The organism is Ktedonosporobacter rubrisoli (genome assembly GCF_004208415.1).
Taxonomy (GTDB): domain Bacteria; phylum Chloroflexota; class Ktedonobacteria; order Ktedonobacterales; family Ktedonobacteraceae; genus Ktedonosporobacter; species Ktedonosporobacter rubrisoli.
On sequence record NZ_CP035758.1, the window covers coordinates 8,527,772 to 8,548,098 of the forward strand.

The window sequence follows — 20,327 nt, forward strand, 5'->3', positions numbered from 1 at the left end:
TCATCATTTTGTGAGGAGGTTTGGCGCGTATCAGAAGATGTTGGGACTATCCAGCACTATTCCTACATATCAGTTTGCTTTGCCGCCGTAATTTTACTGATAGATTGAATTGCAGAGCGGTCAGAGCTTTTCGGCAAGTAGGCCCGTTTCGTGCGCACGCAAGACCGCCTGGGTTCGATTGCTTACCCCCAGTTTGCCAAGAATAATGCTGACATAGCCTTTTACTGTATTGAGCGAGAGTACCAGCGCATCGGCAATCTCTTGATTGCTGGCTCCCTGCGCCAACAATTGCAATACCTCAAGCTCGCGGGAACTCAAGAGTTCCTGAGAAAATTGCGTGGGGAGCATGTCAGGCAGGCTTGCTGAGAAGCCTTTGCGCCTCCTGGCCTGCTCGCAAGCTTCCAGGATTGTGTTGATGAAGGAGGTAGTCGTGGGCTGCCTTGCCTTGAGTTGCTGCAGCAGTTCGGCGATTGGCTCGCCGCCCCAGATAAATGCCGCAATATATCCTTCCGGTTCGGCATAAGCTATAGCCCGATCGAGCGTCTGTAGGGCAAGCTCAGGTTTCTGTTGCTGCAGGTAGGCATAGGCCTGAGGAACAAGGAGTTCGATGGAATGGCCCCATTTCTTATTGCACAGATTTTCCTCTAGCAGAGGGTGGAGCAGCTCTAAAGCCTCCCCAGGCTGCTGTTGAGTGAGCCGGAGCCAGGCCAGACCGAGCGTGACGGCATAATTCCAGTCATAATTCTGCTGATGATTCTGCGTTTTAACTGAAGTCTCCCAACGCAAGGCGCTCTGTAAATCGCTGGTAGCCTGCCAGAAATAGATCTTTTCGATCTCGGCTTGCCAGGCCTTTTGTCCCTCCGCGCCCGAGCTCTCGGCCCAGGTAGAGGCTTGCTGAAAGGCATAGCGGGCCTCTTCTAGCTCTCCTCGAAGCAAGGCAAGATAGATCGAGAGCGCATAGCCGGGGATTAAATAGGGCGCGAAGGCAAATTGTTCACCTAAGCGTAGCGCTTTCTGCAGGATAGTATGGGCCTCGTCGAGCTGATAGCGCTCGATGAGTGTTCTAGCCTGGTAGTCGTAGACCCAGCACATCACTAGCAACTTCGTTTCGTCGAGATTGTGGGCCAGCTCGATAGCCTGACAGCTTAGCTCCCAGATCTGGTGCAGCTGGCCGCGATCGAATAGGGGAAGCGCAGCAGTGAGCAGGTATTTAATAGAGGCAGCTAGATCCTCTGCCTTATGGGCAAGCTGGCTAGCCTGCAACGCCGCCTGATAGGCCCGTTCGCTCTGACAGAGGTTGCGATAGGCATTGCTGCGGATCTCGGCAATACGGGCGCGCGTGGAGTAGTTATCAGGCGCTAAGAGTCCTTCAGCCTGCTCACAGAGCGTGAGCGCTTCATGCGCGAGGCCTTGTCTACGAGCGTTGAATGCGCGATACATGGCAATCTGTCCCTGTAGATCAGCGAGTTCGGCCTGGGGCAAGGTACCCGCATCCTCCGTGGCTGGCTGCGACTGGATGGCTGCCTCGGCTTTCTGCAACCAGCTTTCCATCTGGGCGGGATAATACTCAAGGGATGCGGCGTAGAGAAAGCAGAGGCGTGGATTGCTGTGCAGCACCTCTACTGGAAAGTGCTGGAGCCAATCTTGTAGAGTTGTCAGGCCCAGGGCCGGCAGATAAGAGATTGCGCGAGTTGCGCGCTCAAGCAGGGCAATAGCCCAGGGCCAATCTCTAGCCTGCAAAGCATGGGCTATGGCTTCCCACAGGTTGCCTTGTTCGGCGTACCAGTGGCTGGCGCGCTGATGTAAGCTGGGGATGAGCGGGGCACAAACGCGTTGCAAGTGGGAATGGAGCATGCGCGCAAAAAGATGATGGTAGCGATACCAGCAGTGTTGGGAGTCAAGGCCGACAAGAAACAGATTGGCTCGCTCTAGATGCTCTAGCATTTCCTGACCATTGCTCTGGCCTGTCACCGCTTCGCATAGAGCAGGATGCAAGCGTTTGAGAATGGAGGTATGCAGTAAGAAGGCTTGAACCTGCTCGGGTTGCTGGCGCAGGACTTCCTCAGTCAGATAGTCGAGAACATAGCGATGCTTGCTATGGAGCGTGGGAAGCTTGCGGCGAGGCTCGTGTTCCTGCTGAAGGGCGAGCGCGAAGAGCTGCAGGCCGGTAATCCAGCCTTCGGTTGTCTGGAATAAGTGCTGCATGTCTTCTTTGGCGAGAAAGAGATTCATGCTCTTCTCGCAGAAGACAGTAGCTTCCTCTGGCGTGCAGCTGAATTGCTTGTCGCGCAGTTCAAGCAACTGACCACGGGCGCGCAGCCTGGCCAGGGGCCAGGGAGGATCTGTACGGCTGGTGAGAACCAGGTGCATACAACTCGGCGGATGCCGAAGTACCAGGCAGAAGACTTCATGAATCTCTGAGCGCTGAATAACATGGTAATCATCGAGAACCAGGATACAGGGCTTTTGTTCGCTCTGGATGGCATTCGTCAGGAGATGGGCCAGTTGCTTTGACTCTAACGGCTGGCCTGCCTGTAAGAGCGAGAGTGCTTGCTGGCTGGAGCCAGGGAAGCGGCGTTCCAGCGCTGTGAAGACATAGCGCCAGAACTGGCGAAGATTGTTGTCAGTCTCATCAAGCGAGAGCCAGATCACGGCAGTCGAGGCAGGCACTTGCTTGAGCCATTGCGAGAGCAGGGTGGTCTTGCCGAAACCGGCCGGGGCCGAGAGCAGGGTCAGGGGATAGTGAACGCACCTGGCAAGCTGGCTTGACAGGCGCGGACGTGGAATGAGTTCGTGGCTTGAAATGGGGATAAAAAACTTGGTTGCTAATAGGTCTGCATCCAGGGTATCGAATGAATACATATTTCTCTCTTCCTCAACACTTTTCTCTAACCTGAGCCCCGAAGGCAAAAGAACACATGCTCCTGAACGTCTTGTCACAGAAATGCCCATCTTGCGTGTTCAGGATCTTGCCCCAAGGAGCATTGTTTCTCATGAATAAAACAGGGACCCTCCGGTGCGAGCTGGCTCATCTGCCCGTGCTGTGCGAGGGTCTGCAGCATAGATTTATTTGAAGCCCTTCATTGAGGCTGTATAGACATGTTGGCACTGACCGACCATCCGAAAGCGCAGCAACATCGTGCTGTGGCGCAACAGGTGGGAGCAGTAGATATACCTCTATAGGTATCCGTCTATTCTAGAATAGACGGGCCCGAATCATAAAATTTGCACGTCTACATAATACAGCAGACCTTTCGCTGTATAGCTATTCTCAGGACCTATGGAGTAGGGGTCGTGTGGCAGAGCTCAATTTACGCAAGAGTGGGTCCTGGCAATGACCAGAAAATAGATTTGAGGGCCTGGAGGCGTTCTTCCACATAGTAACGCCTCCAGGAATCGCCGGGGAGGATTGTATAATCTCTCTATTCCCCGAGATACTTTTCTTTGTCGCTAGCCACACCATACTTGCGATAATAGTCCTTAAAGCGCGCCTCAAGCGGGATAAAGGGAATATCGTAGCCGAAGGCCGCCGGACCCCAGACGGCCAGGGCAGGCTCGCTACGCATAATTTCAGGTGTGGGAATCCCGATGGCCACCACGCGTTGACCATAGCGCAGGCGCTCAGTCGTGACCGCCGTGGCCACCTCGCTATCGAGCAGGCAGATCAGATCAGGAACGCTGGCCAGCATCTCGCCGTCGCGTTGTGCCACAAGATTCTCGTTCTGGAATTCTATGGTAAGCTGGCTACCCTGATATTCTGCAAGGCCCTGAAGCGTTGCGTGCCCCACGGCAAAGCCTGCGCGCGTGTAGCGCTCGACATCGACCACCTTACCACGGAAGAGCACAATGCCGCGACCATAGATAGTGTGTTGCGTGGCTGCACAGACGGCCTCAACAGGATAGATTCCTCTTGAGTGCGCATTATGGACGGCTTCTCCGATCGCCAGGCCCATAGAGACAGTGCCGCGAACCGCCGTGCGCTTAAAATCAGCTCCCGACATGGGATAATCGATCAACTGAGCATGGCCGCCCATGCGAATGGTAACGCCGCGCGCCAGCCATTCGAGCTGAAAATTGTCCTTTGCCTCAATTGTCACAATGGCCCCGTGCTCATCGGCCACCACTGCCGGCGTCCCGGCCACACCATAGACGTGGAAAGTCTCCATCTGCAGCTCGGGAAAAGCCCGGCCCATGCCATCGCCATCAAGCACCGGCAAGCCCGTGCGTGCCGCCAGCAAGAAGGGAATCTGTGAGTTAATCCCGCCGCACTCAATCGGCGAGGTTGCATCGGCCTTGCGTCCCAAACGGCGTTCCTCGGCTCGTAGCGCGCGCACAGCTTCCAGTCCTTCCGGGATCTTTTCCAGCATTACCGTAGGTGCGCCCATCATTGCCGAGGGGAGAACCAGCGCATCATCAGCAATTTCATCAGCAGCGAGCAGGGTCACCGGTCCCTCTTCGGCAATAGCCTGCTGAGCCATAAGCTTGCCAATAAAGGGATCGCCGCCTCCGCCGGTACCCAGAATAGCTGCACCAATGGCTAGATAGTCCAAATCCTCTGCTGTAATCTGACGCATAAGCTTTCTTCCTCTCTGCCTTGCTGGTTAAACTAAGCTCTAGAAGTTGGGGCACGAACACCCGACTGAGCGCTCAATCAGGCGGTGAGATATTTTTCCTTATCACCAGCCACACCATACTTGCGGTAGTAGTCCTTGAAGCGCTGCTCAAGCGGGATAAAGGGGATATCATAGCCAAACACCTTTGGACCCCAGACGGCTAGCGCAGCCTCACTGCGCATGATCTCGGCACACGGAATTCCGATGGCCACCACGCGCTGACCATAGCGCAGACGTTCCGTGGTAATCGCCGTTCCCACCTCGCTATCGAGCAGGCAGATCAGATCGGGGACGCTGGCCAGCACTTCGCCGTCGCGCATGGCTACAAGATTCTCATTCTGGAATTCTATGCTCAGCTGGCTCTCGCGATACTCGCCGAGCCCCTGGATCGTCGCCCGACCCATGGCAAAGCCAGCACGCGTACGGCGCTCAACGTCGCTCACCTTGCCCTTAAAAAGCACAATTGCGCGCCCGCTGGCCGTTTGTTGCGTCGCTTCGCAGATGGCCTCAACCGGGTGCATGCCCCGGCTATGCGCGCTGAGCACGGCTTGACCAATCTTAATACCCATAGAGACCGTACCAAAGACCGCCGCACGCTTATAGTCGGCTCCCGAGAGTGGTGTGCTGATGATATGTGCCTGGCCACCCATCCGAATCGTGATGCCGCGCGCCTGCCATTCCAGCTCAAAATCATCGGGCGTCTCCAGCGTAATCAGCGAACCGCGCTCATCGGCCAGGACCGCTGGCGAGCTTGAGAGGCCGTGGATGTGGAAGGTTATCATCTGCAACTCGGGAAAAGCCCGGCCCATGCCGTCGCCGTCCAGTACGGGCAGATGTGTGCGCGCCGCAAGAATGAACGGGATCTGCGAATTTAAACCGCCGCATTCAATTGGCGTGATGATATCGGCCTTGCGCCCCAAGCGGCGCTCCTCGGCCCGCAAGGCGCGCACAATCTCCCGGCCCTCAGGAATCTTCTCGATCATCACCGTAGGTGCACCCATCATCGCTGCTGGCAGGATAAAGGCATCATCAGCAATCTCATGCGGATCGAGCAGAGTTACTGGTCCCTCTTCGGCAATGGCCTGCTGAGCCATAAGCTTGCCAATAAAGGGATCACCCCCACCGCCTGTACCCAGGATAGCCGCGCCCACGGCCAGATATTCCAAATCTTCTGCAGTAATCTGACGCATAATCTTCTCTTCCTTACTCCCTAGCTCTTCAACTTGCCGGCAGCCTTCATCTTGACGCGGGTCGCATTCCCGGGAAGGTAGGCTAACGGGACTTCCTCAACCTCAATGAGCTCCAGCGTACTGGGATCGGCTCCAGCGCGTATGGCCTCGTGGAAAGCAGATTCGCGCGCCTCCTGCAAAACTGCCTCGCGCGAACGATTCTCCAGGGAGAAGATGCGATCTACCGTGCCAGAGACCTGGGCGATCGCCGCTCCAATCGCATTAGCCACCTCAAAATGCTCAGGCTTATAGACCTGCGAGATCCCTGACAGCTTATCGGGCAGCAGAATACTGCCGCCGCCAACCGCTACCAGCGGCACATCGTTAGCGCTGATCTTCATGCGGTCAACTGCCTCCTCAACCAGCTCAACGCTACGCTGATAGGCTTGCTCAAGCGTCTGGCTGGCTACCTGGATGCGACTGCGCTCACCCAGATCGGCCATTCCTCTAGCCACCGCGACATCAGTCATCGTCAGGGTCTGGCCACCAAAGCACAGGGCCTCTTGCAGGATCGCGTAGCCCACGCTTTCAGGTCCCACGCAGACCTCGCCATCCTCATCTTTATAGACAATGGAGCCGCCACCAAGACCGATAGAGACCAGATCCGGCATGCGGAAATTTGTGCGCACGCCGCCAATTTCAACGGCCACCGCCGATTCGCGCGGGAAGCCCGAGGCCAGCACACCAACATCGGTCGAGGTTCCACCCACATCGACGACAATCGCATCGTTGAGACCCGAGAGAAAGGCAGCCCCGCGAATGCTATTGGTGGGTCCGCAAGCAATCGTCAGGATGGGGTATTGCAGCGCATAATCAAGTGACATCAAGGTTCCGTCGTTCTGCGAGAGAAAGAGCTGGGCCTGAATGCCAAGCTGGGCCAGGGCTTCTTTAAAGGCGTGCGTGACCCGGCGCGCCACCGGCGTAACTGCCGCGTTGAGAATAGTCGCGTTCTCGCGCTCAAGCAGGCCCACACTACCAATCTCATTCGAGAGCGAGATCGGCGTGCCCGCGCTGGTCTCTTCGGCGATAATCTCGGCGGCTTTCTGCTCGTCGTCGTTGCGCACGGGCGAGAAGACTGAAGCCACGGCAAAAGCCTGCACCTTGTCCCGCGCCTCCACAACCATGCGCCGTACGGCATCGCGATCGAAGCGCGAGATGGGGCGTCCATCGAACTCCACGCCTCCGGGCAGGATTGCTCCAGGTCCCTCGACATGCTTGCGCAGATCCTGCGGCCAGCCAGCCAGCGGCGGCACTGCCTTCGTTGCCGGCGCACCCAGGCGCACAATGCCAACCCTGGCCAGACCTTTGCGCTCAATGATGGCGTTAGTGACCTGGGTAGTGCCCAGCATGGCGTGCGAAATATCTTCAGGGTTTAACCGGGCCTCGCTGAGAACTCGGCCAACAACCTGCGCGATGCCAGTGATGACATCGCTGGTAACCGGAGTCTTGCCTTTGGCCAGTATACGATTGTCGTTGTCAAGAATGGCAGCATCAGTATTCGTGCCGCCAATATCGATACCCAGGCGATAACGCATACAACATTTTCCTCCTCTAGCAGGCACCTCGCGGCACCCGCTAGCGTAATCATAAAGTCTTGTTTATGCTTCCTGCTTCTGAACTGTGGGCTGCCACAGCGCTACGGCCCTGCTGACTATATAATAGAGGATAGCAGCACAGAAAAGCGAATTGAGCACAGGAATGCCCCATTGCAGCGTATAGCCCACCAGCGAAGAGATGATCCAGACGGCAATAGCTATCGGGTTCCAGCTCTCAACGCGATCAGGAAGCGCGCCGCGGGCCGCGCTCTCGTCGAGTACCTTGCGGTGGCGACGCAAGATAAAATAATCAACGACCATAATGCCGGCGATCGGCGGAATGGTCACGCCGAGCAGGGTCAAAAAGCCTGTGAAGAGCGAAAGGACGCCAAGGGCCGAGAGAATTGTGCCGACAATGCCGACCATCAAGGTAACCATGGCCCGGTTCACATGCCGACCGAAGACAGTATCCAGAATGTTGACAAAGCCCAGGGACGAGGAATACAGGTTCCAGTCGTTGATCTTGAGAGTGGCTACGATCAGAATAATTGTGCCAATCGCGCCGCTTGTCGAGGTGACAATGGCGATAATGTCGGCGCTTTTAATCGCGTGGGCCAGCAGCACGCCGATCAAGCCTATCGTATATTCGCCAAGGGTGATGCCGAGCACTGTCTGTTTGATAACATCGCCGACTGAGCGGTTATAGCGCGTCATATCGGGTGTGATTACCGAGCCAACCATATAACCACCGGCGACCATCGTGGCGCCCGCGGCCAGGGTGAGCGTGGGGCCCGGCGCTGGCGAGGAGACGAGCTGTCCCAGCGAGTAGTGCTGCAGGGCGCTAATGATCGAGTAGCCGGCTAGAAGCAGGAAGGCCGGTACGGTAATATAGGCAGTCCAGGTCATAGAGAGGAAGCCGAAGATAACGATGCCGGTAACGAGCAGGCCAGTGATCAGGCTCCAGGCCCAGATAGGCAGAAAGCCGAGTAATTGATGAAGCCCTTCGGCAAAGACGGCGTTCTGAATCCCGAACCAGCCGATCAGGCTGAGGGCGATAACCAAGCCGATCAGGCTTGAGCCATAGCGCCCAAAGCCGGCCCAGCGTGCCAGGACGGAAGTGCTCAAGCCTTCGCGCTGTCCAGCGATGCCGGTAAAGATAGCCACAATTTCTAGAATCACGGCTCCCAGGGTCAGAGCCCAGAAGGCAGTCCAGAAATCCATGCTAAAGCCAAGGGTCGCGCCTAAGAGGAATTGCGATAGGGCGGAGATTTGCCCAAAGCGTTGTACGGCGACGCTAAACCACGAATACCTTTCCTCGGCTGGTACGCGAGTCAGGGCGAAATCGTCGCGCCCGAGCTCGTTAGGCTGGGGTGACTCTGCATTTGCTTTGCTACTCACTGTTTGCTTCTCCTTATTGCAGAAAGCGGGGCCTGTCCTACGATGCCAATAGCCAGAAGTCAAATAAAATCAGGAAGGGTAGGTCCACCGCCTTGAGGCCCGGTGGGACGCCTTTAGCTGCTTGTGGGCGCTCTTCCTGTGCGAACGTTTGATGATAAAAGCACGCTAGTTAGTTGGCGAACAGTGATGATATTGATGAATCCATAATATATGGGGCCGGGGATTGTCAAGAGCAAGCAGCCGACATACAGCAAAAAGCGGCTATGACGCCAGGAGTAGCAGACATTGCTATTGCTGGGAATAGAAGATGCCTCTGCCAACCCTGCTAATGAGGCTATTTGCGCGGTAGAACTCACTTGATGATGTTCACCTCAGTTAAAAACGATCTAACCAGGCAATCCGTGGTGCAATAGCCGAGTTGAGTTGCAGGAAGATCAGGAATATGATCCCGATATAGGTATTAATCACACCAAGGAGCACGGCGAGAACATAAAATATCTGGTAGATGATGATGCGGCGCTCGGTGGCGGAGCATATATCGGCGCTCACCTCCTCTTTGAGCAACCTGGCATGCTGGGCATAGCGCCAGCTCACTAAAAGTAGTCCTCCAAGCAATAGTAGATGGAGCCAGTACAGGCCTAGAGCAATGCGATATGTAATGAATTCTGCTAAGAGTCCTGTCGAGAATGGCATCAGTGAAATCGCTAATAGAAAGGCTAGATGGAGCCAGGTGAGGTGGCGATTACTTGTCGCGAAATAATTGAGTTGGGTTTGCTGGCCGACCCAGAAAATACTTAGCGTGAGAAAGCTCAAAAGATAAGGGAGTAGATGTGGAATCAGACTGCCCAAAGCTCCAAGTAACGCTAACTCTTTGTCAATCCCTTGCGGCGTCCATAGTACTGGGGTGCTAAACCTGACACCGGCCTCAGCAATAGGGGTATGCAGGTCAAGGACAAGCAAGGTCATTGCGACGGCGAAAATCCCATCTGACAGGGCGGCCAGGCGTTCAAGATTTTGACCGGCGATGCGATTGTAAAAGTTTTTCATGTCTACTTCCTTTTGCTTTTATACATCATCTAAAATAGAATAAAGGCTATGTGCTGGGTGGCCAGGTCATCTACCTGCTCAAAACTTTAAGGGCGATCATCGCTCTGTTTCTCGTCTTTTCCTTGACGAGAGTGATTTCTCTTCGCTCTGATTATGAACGCCTAACCGTTTTGTACTCTTCCACCGTCAGAAGTATAGCATCTCCCCTTGTCTCTACTGAAAGAAGCAGACTGATATGGGAATATTGTGAGTTTTGCTGATTTTTTCGCTGTTCCGCTTCTATCCCGTAAACGAATATTCAGGGCTAGCTCTGGTGCAATATTATGAGTAAAAAGGGTAAAAAAGTAAAAATTGTGTAGTTGAAACAGTATATGAGAGGATTTCTTTTATGAAGCGATATATTCTTACCGGTACACCGGGCTCGGGAAAAACCTCAATTCTGCATGAGTTGAGAAGGCAGGGCTATCGCGTTGTGGAGGAAGCTGCAAGCGATGTAATTGCGCTTGAGCAGAGGAGCGGCAATGCTGAGCCGTGGGTGTATCCCGGCTTCATTGAGACTATTGTGCGGCTGCAGAAACAGCGACAACTCGCAGCCCTGGGAGGGCATGATGCGCTCCAATGGTATGATCGCTCGCCAATTTGCACGCTGGCCCTGAGCCGTGATCTGGGATATTCTCCCTGCTCAGCTTTGCTAGAGGAAATCGAGAGAATTGAGCGGGAGAATATTTATCAGCTGCAAGTTTTCTTCATAGAGAACCTTGGCTTCTGCCAACCTACGGAGGCGCGAAAGATCACTTTTGCAGAGGCCCTCGTTTTCGAGAAAATCCATGAAGAGTGCTATATTTCCCTGGGCTACGATCTGATAAGAATTGCTCCCGACTCTCTTATGAAGCGCGTGCAGCGTATTACGGAATGGACGAGAGATCTGCGTGGTAAGTCGTGAGAGCCTTGTAGGCTCTTTTGCGGTATGCAAGGAACTATCAGCGCAAACTCCCGTCCGGGGATATGTTATGCGGATGTTCTATCAATCGGATCCTGTTGAGTGCGAGCCATAAGGCTATTGAGCATCTGGTTGATAGCGCAGGTGAACTACTCCGTTGGCAAAAGTTTTTGTTGCGCTCAGCTTGAGATATGCCTGCTCTTTGAACAAAGGAAGGCCCTCGCCTAGCGTAACGGGATGCAGGAAGAGGCGATATTCATCGATAAGGTTCAAGGCCATAAACGAATGAGCCAGGCGGGGACTGCCCAGGATCAGCATATTTTGGCCCTCCTGCCGTTTGAGGGTGTTGATCTCCTCGGCAATATTGCCCTTGATGAGCTTGGAATTGACCCACTCGGCTGTTTCGAGGGTGGTTGAAAACACAAGCTTGGTGGTGCGATCTAGCCAGTGTGCATGTTCGATCTCATCTGGCTTACTTTCGGGATTAGCCGGCACTGTTGGCCAATAACTGTACATTCCCTGATAGGTGCTACGTCCCCAGATGATCGTATCTACGTCGCGCATGTTTTCGTAGGCGGCTTGAGAAACTTCATCGCTTATGCCTCGGAAGGTCCATTCCAGGCCCGTTCCTTCGTTTGAGACTGCAAAGCCGTCAAGCGAGATGTGCATCATGACAATTACTTTGCGCATAATTCTTTCTCCTCTATGCTCAGGCTTTTACTTGTTGATAAAGATTTTGCGATGAAGCCAGGATACCATAGATCTGATAGCCTTGTCTTGAACAAAATGGACAACTAATCTGTTTGCTGGCGGCAAATTCTGGGGGCGAAAGGTATCAAGAGCGGATCAATCTTCTGTAATGGTCAGATGGGGCATCCCACGTTCTCATTTTTGTACCATTTGACTGCGGAGCGGTTAGGAAGGGGTACGCTGGGGCCGCGCCGCGACCTAGCGGATACGCGCCCCAGGCCCTCGGTTAAGGGCAAGGCCCTTAACAATCCCTTTTTTAGAGAACTGAAAAGCGCTAAACAGCCAGGAGGCGCTAGACGATTTATCTCTAGCAGCACTGGCAGTATCCTCAGAGCGGAAGAAGCCACTGTAACCGCAGCCCCTGGTAGTGTAGGTGGACGGCTGATTTCCCATTGAAGGCGTGTAAGTCTCTTTCCTGGGCATCCTGGCGTCCTACGTTTCCTGCCACTTCCACTTTTTAGTATAGCATAAAGCTGCCCTTTTCGAAAATCGTTTTTTGCGCAAAATGCAAGGGAATTTTCGGACGCGTAGTTTTCTTATTACAGCTATTGAGCGATCAGCAAGTGGTTCCCAGTCGCACCAGCGCAATAACGGGAATCTTGCGGCTCGTCCTCTCCTGATACTCGGCAAAGGCTGGCATTTGTTCGGCCATCTGCGTGAATAAGCGTGAGCGCTCCGGTTCCTCCGTGACCACTGCGCGAGCCTGGAAACGCTCACTACTGGTCTCAACCGTTACCAGTGGTTGCGCAAGGATATTGTGATACCATCCGGGGTGAACAGGACTACCTTTATCGGAGGCAATGAGAATGAAGCGATCGTTATCGATAGTGTAGGCCAGAGGAGTGATGCGCTCTTGCCCACTCTTTGCTCCAATAGTGGTGAGTAGAATTAAAGGAGTCGAGCCAAAATCCGCGACCTTTCCTCCGTTGGCGTGAAACTCCGCGATGACTTTCTGATTATATTCTTTTTGACTTTGCATCATTATTCCTTTCTGAAAAACATGCCTGGCTCTGCCTGCATCTATAGACAAGCTTCACCCGGGCTTGTTTGTATGTAGCGGCGAGAAACCTTGATGCTAAGCATATTAAGACCAGGAATTAGCTGCTTCGCGGGCAATCTCTTCTACGATAGCCACAACCTTTTCAGGGCGCAGCTTGATGGTCACTACATCCGGCTCCTCCTCCGGGGGCATTCGCTCAGGAGCCAAGGCCGGAGCGTAATATTTGTGGACTATCTGAGCCGCTATATCTGCGGGATTGTCCTCCATAATTTGCGCCTGCCCGTAAACTGTAAGAAATCTAAAGCCAGTGTGATCATTGATCAGCAGAGAAATGGCGGGATTGCGCTTAAGATGACGATATTTCGCCGTGCTCTTATCTATGCGGAAGTAGAAGGAATCGTCCCCCCATAGAAACCATACCGGGCTGAGGTGCGGACTTCCTGACGGGCGGTCGACACCTACAATAGCGGGATTGCGCTGCCTAAGAAGATCGTACATATCTTGCGGAATCATGGCTTAACCTGCTTTCTCTTCGTTGTGGCTCAACGCGCTTTCAGGCGTTCCTAACGGGACCTACACGAGCTTTTTCTTGCTTTTAGGATAGCAGGGAAAAGGGAAGCAGGTAAATGAAAAGTGAAAGGAAATATGCTATATTTTTCAAAGGACGAAAGGAAAAAATGGCCCATGACGTTGCGATCAGAAAAACCTCTTGATAGTACAGACTGGAAGATATTGCGCGAGCTGCAGCGGGACGCGCGGCTCTCCTTCAATGAGCTCGGGCGGCGCGTTGGCTTATCAAGTCCCAGCACGGCCGAGCGGGTGCGCAGATTAGAGGAAGCCGGCATCCTCACCGATTATGGAGCTCGGGTAGAGCCAACCAGGGTTGGGCTGCCTGTACAGGCTTTTATCCAGTTGCGCTGTGCACCCGGCATGTGCCTCTTCAAAACGGGGAGCGCCGAACAATTCCCGGAAGTGCTGGAGATGTACAAGTTGAGTGGAAACCATTGCGCCCTGCTCAAAGTGGCCGTCTCTTCACTGCCACATCTAGAAGCCCTCAATGAACGCTTAGGCAGATATGGAGAGCAGATCACCAACATCATAACGTCCAATGTGCTGACCCATCGGATCATTGATCAGGAACAGCCGGAGATGGATGCACATCCCCCCACGAATCAAAGTTGGAATGTGCAGTAGACCTCCTTGTCCTCTAAGGCCTCCCTGCACATTCATATCTGCCATCCTTGTGGCCTGAACGCCGGCAGTTTCACTTCTCCCTCTAGCTAGATGGGAGCCCGTCACACGGCTATGCTTTTTCGCGCCGAAAAGCCGCGCCAATGCCGGCACGCCAATAATGGGCGTGAAAGAGATCCACGGCTAGCGCTCCAATAGCCGCCGAGATGAAGACGAGCACTGGATTGCCCTGTTGCAGCCAGGTAAGGTACCAGAAGACGCCTCCGATGAGAAACGCAGCATAGCCTTCAAACAAATTGACCACAGAGGATTTTCCAAAGGGCGTTGGGGCTTCCTGGCCCAAAATTCCAGTCAAGTAATGGGGAATGCCGTTGGTTGACCAGAAGCCTGCCATGAGTGCGAGAATGATTGTCAAAACCATACGTTTACTTTCTCCTTGTTCGGCTGTTATGAAAATGGTGCGCCACTGCCCATAATGAGGGCGAGTGCCGCGTGTGATAGAATCATGCCAGCGTTTCTCTTCAAGAACCAGGAGTCAAAATATTCCGGAATAAAATCTACCAGGATGAGGGATGAAAGCGATGAGCGAGAAAGAACGACGTGAGGAATTGGCCAAGTTTTTGCGGACTCGCCGCGAGCGCATTACTCCACAGCAAGCCGGTTTCCCCGCGGGCTTACGTCGCAGAACGCCAGGATTGCGCAGGGAGGAGCTTGCGCAGCTTGCAGGCGTTGGGGCAACCTGGTACACCTGGTTGGAACAAGGGCGGGCGATCAGCGTGTCAGCGCAGGTCCTGGAGAGCCTGGCCCGCGCCTTACAGTTGGATGCAGATGAACGCGCCCATCTATTCATTCTCGCACGTCAGCAGGTGCCTGCTGATCCTTTCCCTCTGACCCAGACGATTGATGCGGATCTCCAACTCATTCTAGATACTATGGGTATCTATCCGGCCTGGGTCTTGAATCCTCGCTGGGATATCGTGGCCTGGAATCAGGCGGCGTGCCATGCATTTGGCGATATCGGTGCGCTGACGTCTCGCGAGCGCCATCTTCTCTGGTTACTCTTTGCCGATCCGTACTACCGCACAATGTTTGTGGATTGGGAAGCGTCAGCACAACACACCCTTGCCTTCTTTCGGGGCAGTACTCAACGCTATATCGGAGAGCCCTGGTTGACTCAACTCATCGATGAACTGAGCCAGGTGAGCCCGGAGTTTCGTGAGTGGTGGCCTCGCCATGATATTCAGGGGAGGCAAACTGAGCAAAAGCAGCTGAAGCATCCCCTGGTGGGATTGTTGGAGCTGCAGCCCCGGACCTTCCAGGTGGTAGATCGCCCGGATCTGCAGATGATTATCTATACTCCTGTTTCTGGCACGAAGACCGCGGCAAAGTTGGAGCAGCTTTCTCAATCGTCTATGTTAAGCAATCACGCCTGATGCTCTCGAAAAACTAAAGCGGTTTGCATCTTTATGGGCATAATCTGATCCCTCACTGAGCACGAATGCTGATTGCTGCCAGATCGTTGCTGGAAGAGAGATTCTGGAAGCAGACCACCGCCCTCGCAGGTTGGTAGCTTCTAGGCAGAAAGCTGAGAACTTTCTTGCGGCGTCAGGCCAATAGAGAAATATTTGCTGCTTACCAGGTGTAGAAATCGTCAAGGCCATGTGTTCCCAGGGCCAGGGAAAGCTCGCCCCCGTGATGAATCTCATGTTCAAGGACGTGCCAGATAATCCACTGCCGGGTATGGGGTGGCTCTTCTTCTAGTCCCTTAGCCCGTAGCCATGCCTGATGAGAAGCCGGGGGTAAAATAAGCTGTTCCAGGTCAGTGGAAGTCCAGCGGTCCATAGCAGAAGAGATTACCTGCCAGGTCTTCTCAAATATAGCGATAAGTTCAGCAGGATCGGTCCTGCTTTGCACCTCATGCCATTGTTCCCTCGCGGCTTTTCCTTCCCCCATCCACCCGCAGAACCAGGTGATGCGCGCAGCGATCATATGGGCGAGAAGCTCGCCGATTGAAATGTAATGAGCGGCAACAAGGTTGTTGGCAAGTTGTTCAGCTGAAAGCTGGGCGATGGTTTTGACCAGAGCTTGATGGTGGTTCTCCCAGCCGAGTTTATAAAACGTGACAAGCGGAGATGCCTGTTCTGCCATATATTTCTGTTCCTTGCTTATAATGATGTACTTCCATGAGCGAAGCGTGAACAATTATAGCATGAAACAAGGGCCAAAACTTCTTCGATCTTGCTCTTTATCAAATCTGTAATCACTTTTTCTGTGCACCTGGTATAAAAAGCTATATGCTGACCACTCAAATTTACAATTGACGGGCCCACTCTTCGGCTCAAGCGTTCAATGTTTGGGCTCTATATTTTCTTCTGTGAGAAGCAAGCATGGCAGGTGAGCCAGGAATGGTATACTCGTGAGATATGGCCTACAGATGCCGCACTCGGCAATATTTCTCCAAGGAAGGAAGATGCGATGGTACTACCTCCTCTCAACCTCTTCGAGTATGAAAAACAGGCACAAGAGCATCTGGACACAGCGGTGTGGGATCATTATCAAGGTGGCAGTGATGATGAGGTGACGTTACGCGCCTGCCGGGACGCTTTTGCGCAGGTGTGGTTGCGCCCACGAGCCCTGGTTGATGTCAGTTCTTGTGATCTGCGAACGACAGTGCTGGGCACTCCCATCAGCGTGCCAGTTCTTGTCGCTCCAACGGGAGGGCAAGGCCTTGCGCATTCCGAAGGCGAATTGGCGACGGTGCGAGGAGCCGGAGCTGCCGGAACTTTGATGGTCGTGGCGATGTTTTCCACACGAAGCCTTGAAGAAATCGCTCAGCAAGCCACAGGTCCACGCTGGCTCCAGCTCTATGTTCGTAGCCGAGCGCAGACGCGCCATGTGGTCCAGCGGGCACAAGCTGCAGGCTACCAGGCACTGGTGCTCACGGTTGACTCTCCGCGTCCTGCTCGATGTGAGCGCGATTGGCGCAACGGCTTTGCTGGTTTTCCCTTTGGCAATTATGACGAGGCAGAGTTTATCGATCCGCGGGCAACGGAGGGAGACAAGGCGCTTATCCAGGATGCTGTAACCTGGGAGATGCTCGATTGGCTGCGGTCTCTTACCTCCCTTCCCATTGTCCTGAAGGGAATTCTCACCGCCGAAGATGCTCGGTTTGCCCTGGAACATGGAGTGGCGGGACTGATTGTATCGAATCATGGAGGCCGACGCCTCGACGGCTCTGTGCCTGCGCTAATGGCCCTTCCCGAAGTGATCGAGGCGGTAGCCGGGCGCTGTGAGGTCTATCTGGATGGAGGCATTCGCCGGGGAACCGATGTCTTGAAAGCCTTAGCATTGGGAGCGCGGGCCGTTCTCGTCGGTCGTCCGGTGCTCTGGGGACTCGCAGTCAACGGAGAACAGGGAGTCAGGCATGTCCTATCTATTCTCTCGCAGGAATTGGAAACTGCCATGGCCCTGGCCGGCTGTCCTGGTGTGAAACAGATCCATAGCTCATTGGTTCGGCAAAGGGGAACCTTTGGGAGCCGGGAACCTGCAAGTCTCTAGAGGCTGCTAGCTGCCACGCAGTGAGCAGGCAGCTAAGAGCTGCTCTGCTTTCTGTATCATGCACTAAAGTTCGCCGTTGTGTGCACCCTTTCTTCGCGGGCCTATCTTTATCACCGAGAATGCTCAAGACCCAGAAGGAGCGAGCAATGGATGCGAAGCTTGAGCAGAAGAAGCTGCCAGGCAAACTGAGCGCGACTGAAGCGAGGGGTTAGGTTGAGGCGTGATGCGCGAAGAGGAGCCTTGAGCATGCTTAGAGGCAGAGAGGAAGGGCGATTTTGCAGCCTCTAAGCTTCTCTCCTTCGAGCATGCTATGGCTTCTATCCCTGCGGAAAAACTTATAGATTGCCGATGATGCGCAGGAGTTGAGCGTACTCTTTCTGCTCATCTACGACAGGAATCAGGGTCAGATTGAGCTCGCCTATTTCTGTGGCCAGGATCTGGCGGAGCCGCTGCTCTACCGCTGCCGCACTTCCCTGCGCCACCAGGGCCGAAATAAGCTCTTCACTGCCGGTTCCATCGGGCCCGAGGGGAATACCAGCGTTGGCAAACAGGCGTATATAATAGGGCAGGCCTAAATAGTGCTCGATCTGCTGTAACACTGCACGCTGGACCGCCTGCTGATCTTCGCTGAGCGCTACCAGCACACCAGCGATAATGGGCGGAGCCGGGCGCTGCTGAGACTGAGCACCTTTTTTGAGCGCGGGCAATGCCTTTTCAAGGAGATAGGGAATCGGCGCCAACCAGGGCAGGGCTCCATCGGAGATCTCTCCCGCCGTTTCAAAGGCCTTCTCGCCAAGGGCCGAAATAATTAAGGGAATGCTGGCTGTAGTCTCCTCGTGATAGTGAACCTGAAAGAATTCTCCCTGATACTCAACCTGCCCTGTTTCAATGGCCGCTCTGAGAACGCTCATGTACTCCCTGGTCTGTGACAGTGGCTTCTTGCCCATAGGCACACCGTACACGTCTTCGATGAGGACTTTATTGCTGGACCCAATGCCCAGACGCAGACGGCCAGGGGCAACCTGATCAAAGGCGAGCGCCTGTTGCGCCAGTATCAGCGGATGGCGCGTATAGGTTGGTACAACTCCTACGTTGAAGCGGATTTGTTGGGTCTGCAGCGCAGCGGCGGTAAAGATCGTCGGGGTGTCGAGCGGGCCGATCTGAGGCATCCAGATTTGTTGGATGCCAGCCGCCTCCGCCTTTTGAATACTCTCGACTACCTCTTGTACTGTGTATCTGGCCTTGAGGCCGTTTTTGATTGAGATGCCAACGCGCTCGCGTAGGGGTCGCGTCGTAGCGCTAATCTGGGTAGCAGCTTGCTCTTGAACCATCGTTTTTTTATCCTTTCTCTCACACATGTACAAAAACTTCCTGGTTACTCAGCGAGCCCAAAACATGCCGAAGAGGGCCGACGATAACCGTGGTTTATCTTATAACGATCGTTATATGTTTTCTATTGTAAGGCTCTGGCCCTACGATGTCAATGAAATATGTAACGTGTGTTATAATTAATGGCGAAAAAGTTTTGGGAGAGGATTGCATGGCGAAAAGAGGGCCGCGACCAGGCTTTGACCGCAATGAGGCCTTACGCAAGGCGCTGCTGACGTTTTGGGAAAACGGCTATGAGGGTACGACCATTGCCCAACTCAGGGAGGCGATGGGGGATCTGTGTGCGCCAAGCGTGTATGCCGCCTTTGGCTCAAAGGATACGCTGTTTCGTGAGGTTGTGGAGCTCTATAATCTGGAGCGTGCGCCTTACTGGCAGCAAGCTTTTGCTGAGCCGAGTACGCGTGGGGCTATTGAGGCTCTGTTGCGGGGTGCGGCCATCAGCTATACCACGCCGGATCAGCCCAGGGGCTGCTTAATTGATCTGGGAACCAAGGGCAGCTCGCCAGGGAATACTGCTATTCAGGACTATTTGCGAGCTTGCCGGCAAGAACATAAGGAGCGCATTAAGAAACGTCTTCAGCAAGGTATTGCTGCCGGTGAGCTTGATCCGGGCTGCGATGTGGAGGTGCTGGCCAATTTCTATTATGCTGTGTTGCGAGGGCTATCCTCCGAGGCGAATGATGGGGCTTCTCGCGAGGCTCTGCTGGCGATCGTGGACACTACTATGAAGGCCTGGCCAGGCTCCAGGTAGGGAGCTGGCTTTTCGCTTATTTAGTGAGGAGACTCTGGGGCTCGCGCCCCAGGCCCCGGTTAAGGGCAGGGCCCTTAACAATCCCTTTTTTATGAAAGCTAGAAAGCGCTAAAGAGAGTTAGGAAAGCTCTAGAGCGCAATCCATCCCCAAATGCGCTTGTAGTATCCTCAGACCGGATCACGCCTCTGTAACTATTCTTCGAGAACAGCTTTTACTACATTGTAATGCAACTTGCAGTATCCTCAGACCGGATCACGCCTCTGTAACAACGCCAGATACTTCACATGAGGTCCTAAGCAAGGTTCTTGCAGTATCCTCAGGACGGATCACGCCTCTGTAACCTGACTATTGAACAGATAGCTGCCTTGATAGGAAAGCCTTGCAGTATCCTCAGGACGGATCACGCCTCTGTAACGACGAAAGAGCAGAGCCACCCCTACCAGCGCCAGGAACTTGCAGTATCCTCAGACCGGATCACGCCTCTGTAACAGCACGGTCTGATCCTGGTGGAGAACAAGAACACCCCTTGCAGTATCCTCAGGACGGATCACGCCTCTGTAACTGCTCTATATTCCGCGCAATGTTCCAGAACCTGTCTACTTGCAGTATCCTCAGACCGGATCAAGCCTCTGTAACGCCATCCTCTCTATTCTAGCGCCTTTCTCTTTTATGTCTTGCAGTATCCTCAGACCGGATCACGCCTCTGTAACCGAAAGTACAGTGCAGCTCACGGCTGCACAATGCGAGACTTGCAGTATCCTCAGACCGGATCACGCCTCTGTAACTAGTACAACGGTGGAAGCTCTGTCCAGCTTGTACCCTTGCAGTATCCTCAGACCGGATCACGCCTCTGTAACCACAATACAAGTTGGTTGACCATACAAGAATCAAGCTTGCAGTATCCTCAGAACGGATCAAGCCTCTG

17 protein-coding genes and 1 CRISPR repeat array (1 of these 18 cut by a window edge) are annotated in these 20,327 nt (G+C 54.0%); of the genes, 5 read left to right on the plus strand and 12 right to left on the minus strand.

The features are described 5' to 3' along the window. Window positions 1-120: 120 nt before the first annotated feature. The 6 genes from EPA93_RS37020 to EPA93_RS37045 form a co-directional block, all read right to left on the minus strand. Window positions 121-2,862, minus strand: coding sequence for a winged helix-turn-helix domain-containing protein (locus EPA93_RS37020; protein WP_165423651.1), 2,742 nt, complete (start codon window positions 2,860-2,862; stop codon window positions 121-123). Window positions 2,863-3,422: 560 nt separating this feature from the next. Then, entirely contained in the window at window positions 3,423-4,574 is a 1,152-nt protein-coding gene (locus tag EPA93_RS37025; protein WP_129892342.1) for a DUF917 domain-containing protein, read from the minus strand. A 77-nt stretch (window positions 4,575-4,651) separates the two neighbouring features. Further along, window positions 4,652-5,803 carry a DUF917 domain-containing protein gene (locus EPA93_RS37030; protein ID WP_129892343.1) on the minus strand — a complete coding sequence of 384 codons (1,152 nt, stop codon included), beginning with the start codon at window positions 5,801-5,803 and terminating at the stop codon, window positions 4,652-4,654. Window positions 5,804-5,823: 20 nt separating this feature from the next. Continuing rightward, window positions 5,824-7,377 carry a hydantoinase/oxoprolinase family protein gene (locus tag EPA93_RS37035; RefSeq protein WP_129892344.1) on the minus strand — a complete coding sequence of 518 codons (1,554 nt, stop codon included), beginning with the start codon at window positions 7,375-7,377 and terminating at the stop codon, window positions 5,824-5,826. 63 nt (window positions 7,378-7,440) lie between these two features. Beyond that, window positions 7,441-8,775, minus strand: a complete 1,335-nt coding sequence (locus EPA93_RS37040) for a purine-cytosine permease family protein (protein ID WP_129892345.1) — start codon at window positions 8,773-8,775, stop codon at window positions 7,441-7,443. Between the two features lie 375 nt (window positions 8,776-9,150). Continuing rightward, complete coding sequence (locus EPA93_RS37045; RefSeq protein WP_129892346.1) at window positions 9,151-9,822, minus strand: TMEM175 family protein; 672 nt, start codon at window positions 9,820-9,822, stop codon at window positions 9,151-9,153. A gap of 388 nt (window positions 9,823-10,210) precedes the next feature. Between EPA93_RS37045 and EPA93_RS37050 the strand changes: the two genes are divergently transcribed. Beyond that, on the plus strand, window positions 10,211-10,765 hold the full coding sequence (locus EPA93_RS37050; RefSeq protein WP_129892347.1) for an AAA family ATPase: 555 nt from the start codon (window positions 10,211-10,213) through the stop codon (window positions 10,763-10,765). 114 nt (window positions 10,766-10,879) lie between these two features. On the opposite strand, the gene EPA93_RS37055 is transcribed toward EPA93_RS37050, so the two are convergent. The 3 genes from EPA93_RS37055 to EPA93_RS37065 all read right to left on the minus strand — a co-directional run bounded on the left by EPA93_RS37055 (window position 10,880) and on the right by EPA93_RS37065 (window position 13,025). After that, window positions 10,880-11,452: a dihydrofolate reductase family protein gene (locus EPA93_RS37055; RefSeq protein ID WP_129892348.1), complete on the minus strand. Its 573-nt coding sequence runs from the start codon at window positions 11,450-11,452 to the stop codon at window positions 10,880-10,882. A 616-nt stretch (window positions 11,453-12,068) separates the two neighbouring features. Next, window positions 12,069-12,494, minus strand: a complete 426-nt coding sequence (locus tag EPA93_RS37060; RefSeq protein ID WP_242527215.1) for a nitroreductase family deazaflavin-dependent oxidoreductase — start codon at window positions 12,492-12,494, stop codon at window positions 12,069-12,071. 102 nt (window positions 12,495-12,596) lie between these two features. Then, window positions 12,597-13,025 (minus strand): TIGR03618 family F420-dependent PPOX class oxidoreductase, encoded by a 429-nt coding sequence (locus EPA93_RS37065; RefSeq protein ID WP_129892349.1) that lies wholly within the window; start codon window positions 13,023-13,025, stop codon window positions 12,597-12,599. A gap of 171 nt (window positions 13,026-13,196) precedes the next feature. Between EPA93_RS37065 and EPA93_RS37070 the strand changes: the two genes are divergently transcribed. After that, a complete protein-coding gene (locus EPA93_RS37070; protein ID WP_129892350.1) occupies window positions 13,197-13,706 on the plus strand; it encodes an Lrp/AsnC family transcriptional regulator in 510 nt (169 codons plus the stop codon). A gap of 109 nt (window positions 13,707-13,815) precedes the next feature. On the opposite strand, the gene EPA93_RS37075 is transcribed toward EPA93_RS37070, so the two are convergent. Beyond that, window positions 13,816-14,124: a hypothetical protein gene (locus tag EPA93_RS37075; RefSeq protein WP_129892351.1), complete on the minus strand. Its 309-nt coding sequence runs from the start codon at window positions 14,122-14,124 to the stop codon at window positions 13,816-13,818. A gap of 160 nt (window positions 14,125-14,284) precedes the next feature. Here EPA93_RS37075 and EPA93_RS37080 point away from each other — a divergent pair, with 160 nt between their 5' ends. Continuing rightward, window positions 14,285-15,136 (plus strand): helix-turn-helix transcriptional regulator, encoded by an 852-nt coding sequence (locus EPA93_RS37080; protein ID WP_242527216.1) that lies wholly within the window; start codon window positions 14,285-14,287, stop codon window positions 15,134-15,136. A 199-nt stretch (window positions 15,137-15,335) separates the two neighbouring features. On the opposite strand, the gene EPA93_RS37085 is transcribed toward EPA93_RS37080, so the two are convergent. Then, window positions 15,336-15,851, minus strand: a complete 516-nt coding sequence (locus tag EPA93_RS37085) for a DinB family protein (protein WP_129892353.1) — start codon at window positions 15,849-15,851, stop codon at window positions 15,336-15,338. Window positions 15,852-16,178: 327 nt separating this feature from the next. On the opposite strand from EPA93_RS37085, the gene EPA93_RS37090 reads away from it, so the two are divergent. Next, complete coding sequence (locus EPA93_RS37090) at window positions 16,179-17,261, plus strand: alpha-hydroxy acid oxidase (RefSeq protein ID WP_129892354.1); 1,083 nt, start codon at window positions 16,179-16,181, stop codon at window positions 17,259-17,261. A gap of 335 nt (window positions 17,262-17,596) precedes the next feature. On the opposite strand, the gene EPA93_RS37095 is transcribed toward EPA93_RS37090, so the two are convergent. Further along, window positions 17,597-18,592 carry an LLM class flavin-dependent oxidoreductase gene (locus EPA93_RS37095; protein WP_165423652.1) on the minus strand — a complete coding sequence of 332 codons (996 nt, stop codon included), beginning with the start codon at window positions 18,590-18,592 and terminating at the stop codon, window positions 17,597-17,599. Window positions 18,593-18,801: 209 nt separating this feature from the next. On the opposite strand from EPA93_RS37095, the gene EPA93_RS37100 reads away from it, so the two are divergent. Next, a complete protein-coding gene (locus EPA93_RS37100; protein ID WP_129892356.1) occupies window positions 18,802-19,401 on the plus strand; it encodes a TetR/AcrR family transcriptional regulator in 600 nt (199 codons plus the stop codon). A gap of 156 nt (window positions 19,402-19,557) precedes the next feature. After that, a CRISPR array of direct repeats spans window positions 19,558-20,327; the repeat unit is 37 nt; unit sequence CTTGCAGTATCCTCAGACCGGATCACGCCTCTGTAAC (it continues 301 nt past the right edge of the window).

Excerpts from the sequence above, each read along its gene's own strand:
- EPA93_RS37090 (WP_129892354.1), top strand. The coding sequence starts at position 16,179 with ATGGTACTACCTCCTCTCAACCTCTTCGAGTATGAAAAACAGGCACAA.
- EPA93_RS37035 (WP_129892344.1), bottom strand. The coding sequence starts at position 7,377 with ATGCGTTATCGCCTGGGTATCGATATTGGCGGCACGAATACTGATGCT.
- EPA93_RS37065 (WP_129892349.1), bottom strand. The coding sequence starts at position 13,025 with ATGATTCCGCAAGATATGTACGATCTTCTTAGGCAGCGCAATCCCGCT.
- EPA93_RS37025 (WP_129892342.1), bottom strand. The coding sequence starts at position 4,574 with ATGCGTCAGATTACAGCAGAGGATTTGGACTATCTAGCCATTGGTGCA.
- EPA93_RS37095 (WP_165423652.1), bottom strand. The coding sequence starts at position 18,592 with ATGGTTCAAGAGCAAGCTGCTACCCAGATTAGCGCTACGACGCGACCC.
- EPA93_RS37085 (WP_129892353.1), bottom strand. The coding sequence starts at position 15,851 with ATGGCAGAACAGGCATCTCCGCTTGTCACGTTTTATAAACTCGGCTGG.
- EPA93_RS37030 (WP_129892343.1), bottom strand. The coding sequence starts at position 5,803 with ATGCGTCAGATTACTGCAGAAGATTTGGAATATCTGGCCGTGGGCGCG.
- EPA93_RS37070 (WP_129892350.1), top strand. The coding sequence starts at position 13,197 with ATGACGTTGCGATCAGAAAAACCTCTTGATAGTACAGACTGGAAGATA.
- EPA93_RS37060 (WP_242527215.1), bottom strand. The coding sequence starts at position 12,494 with ATGATGCAAAGTCAAAAAGAATATAATCAGAAAGTCATCGCGGAGTTT.
- EPA93_RS37100 (WP_129892356.1), top strand. The coding sequence starts at position 18,802 with ATGGCGAAAAGAGGGCCGCGACCAGGCTTTGACCGCAATGAGGCCTTA.
- EPA93_RS37050 (WP_129892347.1), top strand. The coding sequence starts at position 10,211 with ATGAAGCGATATATTCTTACCGGTACACCGGGCTCGGGAAAAACCTCA.
- EPA93_RS37080 (WP_242527216.1), top strand. The coding sequence starts at position 14,285 with ATGAGCGAGAAAGAACGACGTGAGGAATTGGCCAAGTTTTTGCGGACT.
- EPA93_RS37055 (WP_129892348.1), bottom strand. The coding sequence starts at position 11,452 with ATGCGCAAAGTAATTGTCATGATGCACATCTCGCTTGACGGCTTTGCA.
- EPA93_RS37075 (WP_129892351.1), bottom strand. The coding sequence starts at position 14,124 with ATGGTTTTGACAATCATTCTCGCACTCATGGCAGGCTTCTGGTCAACC.
- EPA93_RS37020 (WP_165423651.1), bottom strand. The coding sequence starts at position 2,862 with ATGTATTCATTCGATACCCTGGATGCAGACCTATTAGCAACCAAGTTT.
- EPA93_RS37045 (WP_129892346.1), bottom strand. The coding sequence starts at position 9,822 with ATGAAAAACTTTTACAATCGCATCGCCGGTCAAAATCTTGAACGCCTG.